We start from the raw sequence: 8173 nt of genomic DNA on the forward strand, positions 1-8173 counted from the left end.
GTATCGGACCTGGCCGCATTGCATGCTGCCCATGAACAAGCCAACATTGCCGACATCGGCGGCACAGCGGCGCAGCGGCCGGACGCTTATCTTGCCCAGCTCGGCCGCCAGATCGGCCACATCGACCAGCTGCTGCCCGACGGCAGCCGCCACACCCATGTGCGCTATCGCTACGCGCCCGCCTGCGACGAACACGGTACCCCTCTCGGCCCCGACGCCGGCCTGGACCTCGTCGGGCAAACCGATGCCGAGAACCACAGCCGTGCCTACGTCTACGCATCGCACCTGCTGACGCGCTTTACCGACTACAACGGCTTCGGCTATCAACTGAGCTGGCACACCAATGCCGACTGGGCGCCGTTTCCCACCCGCTGCATCCGCACTGTTGCCGATGACGGCAGCCAGGACACCCGCCTGGACTACAATCCCGCCTTCAACGAAACGGTCGTCACCGACGCCGCCGGCAATAAGGCCGTCTACACCTACAATCACCTGAACCTGATCACCGGCGTCGAAACCTTCGCCCCCGACGGCTCGCATCCCTGGTTCCAGCGCGTCTGGGACAAGGACGGCAACCTCATCAAGGACATCGACCCGGAAGGCCGCACGACCCGCTACCGCTACGATGCACGCGGTAACCTGCTTGCGGTCACCGGACCGGCCGGTGCTACCACCCGCTACGAATACGATGCCAGCAGCAACCCGGTCAAGATCATCGATCCGGCCGGCCGGCCATGGCAGCGTGAATATGATGTGCGCGGCAACCTCATCAAGCAGACCGATCCGGCCGGGCGCAGCACCGACTACCAGTACGACAGCCTCGGCGAGCTGATCGGCATCATTGACGCCAAGGGCGGCAGCAAGACGCTGACCTATAACGAGTTCGGCCAGCTTGTTTCCCATACCGACTGCAGCGGCAAGACAACCCGCTTCAGCTACAACCCGCTCGGCCACCTCATCGCCAGCACCGATGCGGCTAGGAACATCACCCGCTACGACACCGACCGCCTTGGCCGCGTCACGCGCGTCATCCGCCCCGACGGCAGCAGCGACACCTTGCACCACGACCCGCTGAACAACCTCACCGCCGCCGTCGATGCCAACGGCGCCGTTACCCGCTATGGCTACAACGGCCATGGACAACTGACCCACCGGCGTGACGCCAACGGCAACAGTCTGGCCTACCGCTACAACGCCAACCTTCAACTCATCCAACTCATCAACCAGAACGGCGAAGCGTACGACTTCCGGTACGACCATGCCGGCCGGCTGAGCGCCGAAACCGGCTTTGACGGCAAGACGACAGAATACGATTACGACAGCGGCGGCCGGCTCATCGGCAGCATCAGCGGCAAGATTCGCACCGACTATTTGCGAGACGACAGCGGCCGCCTGCTGCAAAAGACCGTGCACCAGCCGACCGGCCGCGGACCGGTCACGCATACCACCCGCTATCAATACGATGTGATGGGCAGACTGCTATGGGCCAGCGGCAAGGACGGCGATGTCAGCTACGAATACGACGCCGCCGGCAACCTCATCGGCGAGACGCAGCGGGTGAAGGTGCGGCAAGGCGGGCAATTGCTGGAACGGGTCTTTACCCTGAAACACGAAGTCGATGAACTCGGCAACCGGATACAGACGACGCTGCCCAATGGTCGCAAAGTAGGCACCCAGCGCTATGGCAGCGGGCACTGGATCGGCACGCTGTGGAACGGCAGTCCGATCGTCGACATCGAGCGTGACGACTTGCACCGCGAAAAGGTGAGGCAGCTCGGCAGAAGCGCAGTGCCGCAGCAGCGTCTGACGCAAAGCAGAAGCTACGACCCGCTGTCGCGATTGACCGGGCTGAATCTGCGCGGACCGAACCATGAACTGCTGGCTGCGCGAAGCCATGTCTACGACGCCGTGGGCAATCTCACCCGCATACAGGATCAGATACGTGGCACGCTGTCGTATGACTATGATCCCGTTGGACAATTGCTCAAGGCAACTCAACCGAACCTGGCTGAGACCTTCCAGTTCGACCCAGCCGGCAATCTCACTGACGGAACGCCGCAGAAGGCAGTCGCACCCATCAACAAGGCAGGCAAGGACCATGACAGCTGGGAGCAGGGCCTAGATCATCTTACCGAGCAGCCGCTCAATGCGACAAAGCCAAAGCTCGCGCCGGTGACGCACAACCTGCTCAAGTCGTATCTGAACACGGCGTTCGACTACGATGCCGAAGGGAACGTCATCCGCAAAGTTGTCAAGGGCGCAAAGGTTGAACAGCCGTACTCGCTGAACCTGCACTACGATGCCGAGAACCGGCTGGTAAAAGCAATCAGACCGGGACTGAGCTCAACCATCGAAGCCGAATACAAATACGATGTCTTCGGCCGACGTACCGCCAAGATTGTCAGGACCCTGCAGCAAGCGCAAGCCAGCGGTACCTATGGCGGCACAGCGCCCATGGAAGCGGTACGGGAAGACATCACCTTCTTCGTCTGGGATGGCGACACGCTGATCCAGGAAGTACAGCCGGACACGACGGTCACTTACTTATACCAACCGGAGACATTCGTGCCGCTGGCGCAGGTGCATAGCGATACGCCGGACAGCGCTTATGATGCGGAGGAAGTACAAAAGAAGCCGGCGCAGGAAGAACAGCAAGCAGCCGCATGGGAGCAGGAAGCGGAGAACCTGAAGTGGCTGAAGGTGACGGATGCGAAGGCACACGAGCTAGCCATAAAGGCGATTGAAGAGCGCAATAACGAGCAACGACAGCAGGCATTCAAACAGCTAAAGGATGAAGCGCAAGGGGACCGGATCTACTATGTCAATACCGACCATCTAGGTACGCCGCAGGAAGTGTTGAGCGAGGACGGTAAGGTGGTATGGCTGGCTAAGTACCGGGCGTGGGGGCGGGTACATGCGCTGGACAAGGAAGAAGTCAAGCAACCATTGCGGTTCCAAGGTCAGTATGAAGATCGGGAGACGGGATTGTTCTACAACAGATACCGCTACTACGATCCCGATACTGCTCGTTACATCATGCAGGATCCGATTGGATTAGTTGGCGGAACAAATCCATTTTCCTATGCACCAAGTAGCACAGGGTGGATTGATCCGTTAGGCTTATCTGGCAAACCACTCCCTAATGGAACCCAGGTAAATCGAATTGGTGGAAATTCGATTGAAAATCTTCGCTTAAAAGAAGCTGAAACTAAGCTCAATCCTCCAGGTATTTCGGTTCTCCATAGCACTTGTCCGGCAAATGCATCAAAGCAGATGCGCGAAGCCTTCCCTAAAGCTACCGGGTTGCAACAAGCGGCAGGAACAGTGTCTTCTGGCTCAGCCGATAAAATTCGAGAGGCAGGGTTTGATGTTATTGAGGATCCGACAAAGAAATTTCCGAATCATGCCCGGATCGTTCACCCAGCTGGGGCCGGTGGATTTACAGACGAGAATCTTGCAAAACTTTCGCAGGCGCTTGGTACAACTACAAAAATCCCTTAATGCTATGAACCTGAAATTATTGGATAAATCTGGAACGACAGTCGGTGAAATCTTTGTCTCAGCAGAGAATAGTGCTGTTCTCGGAGATTTTTTCCCTACGCCTGCTTTCTCAATTTACGAATCTTTATTTAGAGATCATGAGCAAGCAGCTAATGATCAGCTATTCGTCGAGGTAGATCGATTGGAGGAGGAAATTAGTTCATTAGGTTTTTATGTGATGGATCCTCGTAACGGGATTCAGAAAAAAATTACTGACTTGCAGATAATGGAAGATGGCATTAGCTTCCGCTGGGCGTAAAACTGGCCTTCCCCTGAATTAACGGACAGTTCCGGTAGGTATGATGTCACTATCGGAGGAAATAATGACAAGGGAATGAAGGTATTTTTCTGAGGAGTTCAAACAGGAGGCGGTTCGCCTGGCATCGCAACCCGGAGGCAGCAAGGCGGCGATTGCGAGGGACTTGGGGATCGGTGCCAATCTGCTTGGCAGATGGTGTCGGGACAGGACCGAAGGCAGGCAAACGCCGGGAAGCGCCGCCGACAAGGTGTCGGCACAGGAATATAAGCGCATGCGTCGGGAACTGGCCAAGGTCAAGACGGAGCGTGACATCTTAAAAAAAGCGCTCGGCTACTTCGCTGCAGACCCCAAGTGAAGTACGGCTTTATCGCCCGTCATCGCGCGATCTGGCCCACGAGAACAATGTGCCGTGTGCTTGGGGTTTCTACCAGCGGCTTTTACGACTGCCTTGATAGACCACCTAGTAAGCGTGAGCAGGACAATGCGCGATTGCTACGTGCGATTCGGCAAAGCTACGATGCCAGTGATGGTACCTACGGCTCGCCCCGCATTGCCTGTGACTTGCGGGACGCTGGAGAAACGTGCAGCGAGAACCGTGTGGCAAGGGTGATGCAAATTGCCGGCCTCAAGGCGCGCCACAAGCGTCGACGTGTACCTGGCCAGCAGGATGCAACCGTTCATTCGATTGCACCAAATCTGCTCGACAGGCAGTTTGCCGCCACGGCGCCGAACCAGAAGTGGACAGCTGATTTCACGTATGTCTGGACGGGAGAAGGCTGGCTGTTTGTCGCTGTGGTGTTGGACCTGTATTCACGCCGCGTCGTTGGTTGGTCAATGCAGCCGACGATGACTACGCAACTGGTCATGGATGCGTTGCTTATGGCAATCTTCCGGCGTGGCCGGCCGCAGGCGGTGCTGCATCATTCCGACCAGGGCTCGCAGTACACCAGCGAAGACTTCCAGCGACTGCTGGAATCACATGGCATCGTTTGCAGCATGAGCCGGCGTGGGAACTGCTGGGATAACGCGGCAATGGAGAACTTCTTCTCGACACTGAAGACAGAACGACTGAACAGGAAACGGTATCGCACCAGGGATGAGGCGCGTGCCGACGTCTTCGACTACGTTGAAAGGTTTTACAATTCGAGGCGAAGGCATTCCACCTTGGGCTATGTTAGCCCTGCACAATTTGAGAATCTACAATGCGCCTGACGGAAGTGTCCGTCGAAACGGGGGAAGGCCATTGTGCCTCGTATCAGGAGGCAACCGCTGCCTTCTTTTTACGCAGTGGCAGCGCCTCTGATTTCGCTTCCTTCTGCACCGCCTCCGCCTCCATCACCGGACACCGCTCCGGCAACCGCATCGCCGGATGATCGCTGAACAATTCCGCAATCCACTCGACGAACACCCGCACCTTTGCTGACAGGTGGCGGTTTTGCGGATACACCACGTGCAGCGGCAGCGGGTCTACCCGCCAGTCTTCCAGCAACAGCTCCAGCTGGCCCGACTGCAGGTAGGGGCAGACGACGAAGATGGGGAGCTGCGCGACGCCGACGCCGGCCAGGCAGGCCGCGACGTAGGCGTCGGAGTCGTTGAGCGCGATCCGGCCGGGCAGGCGCATCTGCATGCGTTCGCCGTCCATCGCGAAATCCCATTCGAAGATCTTGCCGGTCTTGGCGGAGAAGTAGTTCACGCATTGATGCTGCAGCAGTTCGCGCGGATGGACCGGGCGGCCGTTGAGCGCGATGTAGGAGGGCGCGGCGCAGGTGATGAAATGCAGCGAGCCGACGCGCCGGGCGATGAGGGTGGAGTCGGCGAGCGCGCCGCCGCGCACCGCGCAGTCGACGCCTTCCTCGATCAGGTCGACCGGGCGGTCGCTGCAGCCGATCTCAAGCTGGATGTCGGGGTAGCGCTTGAAGAATTGCGGCAACGCGGGAATGATGAGGTGGCGGCCGAGGCCGGTGGCAACATCGACGCGCAGGCGTCCGCTCGGACTGGCGCGCGTTTTGGAAAGGGCGTCTTCGGCATCGCGCACGTCGGCGAGGATCGACAGGCAGCGCTCGTAATAGGCGGCGCCGTCGGTGGTCACGCTGATGTGCCGGGTCGTGCGGTTGAGCAATTTGACCGACAGCGCCATTTCCAGGTTACGGATCAGCGTCGATACCGTGGCCTTGGGCAACTGCATCTGGTCCGCCGCCCGGGTAAAGCTGCCGGCGTCCACTACCTGCACGAAGACTTCCATCGCCTGTAATTTATCCATCACAACACCTCGCAGGTCATTGTTCAGGTTTCTGAACAGTAAATTCGTCTTATCGTTATTTATTCGCATTGTAGAACAAAGCTATAGTTCGGCCCACGATGGGATACGAGGATGCGATGAAAAGCGACGATTTCGATGCTGATGGCGTGAAGTCACAAACATTTTCTGTGGATAGCGGCGGGCGTCTGCTGGAGACACGGCTGTATTCGCCCATGGCGCCGGCGACCAAGGCGCGGCTGATTGTGTTTTTTCCATGTGGCGGCTTTTTGTCCTCCGACCTGGAGCAGACGGATGATTTCGTCCGCGTGCTGGCGGCGGGCACCGGTTGCAAGGTGCTTGCCGTCGCCTACACCACCGCGCTGAACTTACCTTTCCCGGCGGCGGCCGAGGATGCGCATGCGGTGCTGGCCTGGGCCGTGCGCCACCGCGCGAAACTGAACTGGAACGGCGAATGCATGATCACCGCGGGCGTCGAGGCGGGCGGCAACCTGGCTGCGGTGTCTTCCATGATGGCGCGCGACCGGGGTGGCCCGGCAATTGCCGCGCAATTGCTCATCATGCCGATGCTCGATGCCGGCCTGACGAGCTGTTCGATGCGCACGGTCGACGTTACGGGCGGCGCGGCCCGTGCAGCGGATGCCTGCGCCGCAGGTTACCGCGACTATCTGCCGCGCGCCGCCGACCGGGTACATCCCTATGCATCGCCCTTGCAGTCGAGCCGGATGAAAGGCTTGCCGCCGACCCTGATCCTGTCTGCGGAAGACGATCCGCTGCGCGACGAGGCCGAACAATATGGCGCCAAGCTAATTGCCGCTGGCGTCAAGACGCTGGTCAGGCGCATGCCGCCGATTGCGATGGAACAGCCCGATGCGCGATGCGACTGCGCCCGCCAGGAAAGCGCGATGCGGGAAATCGCCGGATTCATCGCCGCGCTGGACAACGGATGCGACGCAACGCCGGGAAAGCCTTGACCTTCCCCTTATGGGCAGCTGCAGACTGATTCGAATCAACAAAACCAACAAACATAACTTCATGAGGAACAACAAAATGAAACCATCATTTAAGTTGAACGCAATCACCACGGCGCCGACGGCAGCGATCCTGTCCGTCGTCGCCGCATTGGTGCTGTCAGCCTGCAGCAAGCCCGCCGCACAGGAAGCGCCGCCCGCCGGCAGTCCGCCGATCACTGCCGCGGCGGTGGTCGAAAAGCAGATCACTGAAACGCAGGAGTTTTCCGGGCGGCTGGAAGCGGTGGAGCGGGTGGAGATCCGGCCACGGGTATCCGGCTTCATCTCCTCCATTAATTTCAAGCCCGGCACGGAAATCAGGAAGGGCGACGTGCTGTTCGTGATCGATCCGCGTCCGTACCAGGCCGAGGCGAGCCGCACCGAGGCGGCCGCGCTGGCGGCCCGGGCCAAGGCGGACCTCGCCAAGCTCGAGCTTGCCCGCGCCGAAAAGCTGGTCGCCGACAAGGCGATTTCGCTGCGCGAGGCGGAGGAGAAGGCGGCCACCTTCAAGGAATTGGACGCTTCCGCCCGCGCGGCGCAGGCAGCCTATGACGCAGCCAAATTGAATCTCGGCTTTACCAAGGTGCATTCGCCGATCCAGGGACGCGTCAGCAAGGCGGAAGTGACCGTCGGGAATCTTGTCGACGGCAGCGTGGTGCTGACGTCGGTAGTGTCGGACAGCCCGATCTATGCCAGCTTCGACGGCGATGAAGATTCGTACTTGCGCGTCGGCGCGATGGCGCGCAAGGGCACGCCGGTGACGGTGCGCATCGGCTTGGCCAATGAAGTTGGCTTCCCGCACGAAGGCAAGCTGGAATTCGTCGACAACCGTGTGGATGCGTCCACCGGCAGCGTGCGGATGCGCGCCGTGCTCAAGAACGATGAAGGCAAGCTCGCTCCCGGCCTGTTCGCCCGCGTGCAGCTTGCCGGCGGCAACGGCACGGGCGGCGCGACAAATGCGGCAATGATCAGCGACCGCGCGGTGGGCACCGACCAGAACCGCAAGTTCGTCTTCGTGATCGGCGCCGACAACAAGGCCGAATACCGGCCGGTGACGCTGGGTCCGCTGGTCGACGGCATGCGGGTGGTGCGGGATGGGTTGAAGCC

At 59.7% G+C, this 8173-nt stretch carries 6 protein-coding genes; 5 read left to right on the forward strand and 1 reads right to left on the reverse strand.

Annotated features, from left to right (window positions below; all coding sequences use genetic code 11):
• The 3 genes from V7080_RS21065 to V7080_RS21075 all read left to right on the forward strand — a co-directional run.
• On the forward strand, positions 1-3501 hold a 3501-nt coding region (locus V7080_RS21065; RefSeq protein ID WP_334190352.1), incomplete at its 5' end, for an RHS repeat-associated core domain-containing protein.
• A 4-nt stretch (positions 3502-3505) separates the two neighbouring features.
• Positions 3506-3799 (forward strand): hypothetical protein, encoded by a 294-nt coding sequence (locus V7080_RS21070; protein ID WP_334190353.1) that lies wholly within the window; start codon positions 3506-3508, stop codon positions 3797-3799.
• A gap of 118 nt (positions 3800-3917) precedes the next feature.
• A protein-coding gene (locus V7080_RS21075) for an IS3 family transposase (RefSeq protein WP_334190357.1) occupies positions 3918-5011 on the forward strand; the annotation gives its coding sequence in 2 pieces (ribosomal slippage) (positions 3918-4125 and positions 4125-5011; 1095 coding nt in all).
• Positions 5012-5054: 43 nt separating this feature from the next.
• Here V7080_RS21075 and V7080_RS21080 read toward each other — a convergent pair.
• On the reverse strand, positions 5055-6059 hold the full coding sequence (locus V7080_RS21080; RefSeq protein WP_334190354.1) for a LysR family transcriptional regulator: 1005 nt from the start codon (positions 6057-6059) through the stop codon (positions 5055-5057).
• A 116-nt stretch (positions 6060-6175) separates the two neighbouring features.
• Here V7080_RS21080 and V7080_RS21085 point away from each other — a divergent pair, with 116 nt between their 5' ends.
• Both V7080_RS21085 and V7080_RS21090 read left to right on the forward strand, forming a co-directional pair.
• On the forward strand, positions 6176-7030 hold the full coding sequence (locus V7080_RS21085) for an alpha/beta hydrolase (RefSeq protein WP_334190355.1): 855 nt from the start codon (positions 6176-6178) through the stop codon (positions 7028-7030).
• A 76-nt stretch (positions 7031-7106) separates the two neighbouring features.
• Positions 7107-8173 (forward strand): efflux RND transporter periplasmic adaptor subunit (locus V7080_RS21090; RefSeq protein WP_334190356.1); only part of this gene is annotated, 1067 nt, incomplete at its 3' end.

The sequence above is a fragment of the Noviherbaspirillum sp. genome, assembly GCF_036846085.1.
GTDB lineage: Bacteria > Pseudomonadota > Gammaproteobacteria > Burkholderiales > Burkholderiaceae_D > Noviherbaspirillum.